Origin of the sequence: Paracraurococcus ruber, assembly GCF_004353985.1 — a bacterium.
Classification (GTDB): domain Bacteria; phylum Pseudomonadota; class Alphaproteobacteria; order Acetobacterales; family Acetobacteraceae; genus Paracraurococcus; species Paracraurococcus ruber.
In genome coordinates, this window is record NZ_SMOA01000684.1 from 1 (window position 1) to 512 (window position 512).

At 78.9% G+C, this 512-nt stretch carries 1 protein-coding gene; it reads right to left on the reverse strand.

What is annotated here, in order from left to right; all coding sequences use genetic code 11:
• The coding region (locus tag E2C05_RS32440; protein ID WP_192912580.1) for an Hpt domain-containing protein at positions 1-395 on the reverse strand (395 nt) is incomplete at its 3' end.
• Between the last annotated feature and the right edge of the window lie 117 nt (positions 396-512).

The following is a 512-nucleotide window of genomic DNA, read 5'->3' on the forward strand; positions in this document are numbered from 1 at the left end:
GGCGGGGCCGGCACCCCGCCCTCCTCCGCCAGGGCCGCCAGCCGCTGCAGCAGGGCGGGGTCGGGCGCGCCGTCCTGCCGCGCCTCCAGCATCCGCGCCCGCAGCGCCCGCAGCCCGTCCACCGCGCCCAGCAGGGCATCCACCACCTGGCCGCTGACCGAGACGCGGCCAGCCCGCGCCGCGCCCAGCAGGTCCTCGCAGCGATGCGCCAGCTGGGTCATGCCGCCGGCGCCCAGCGCGTCGCTCATCCCCTTCAAGCTGTGGAAGGCGCGGAACAGCGCATCGATCCCCGGCCGGTCCATGACGGGGCCGGCGCCCAGCCGGCGCTCCAGCGCGTCCAAATGCTCCTCGCTCTCAGCCGCGAATTCCTGCCAGAGCGTCTCGTCGAAGGTCATGCCGCGGCCTCGGGACAAGCGGGGCCGTCGCGCCCGCCGGCGGCGGCGATGCGGCGGGACCCTGGCCGGGCGGCCGGCCGGCCGGCGGAGGGGCGGGCCGTCACGCCGCCTCCGCCG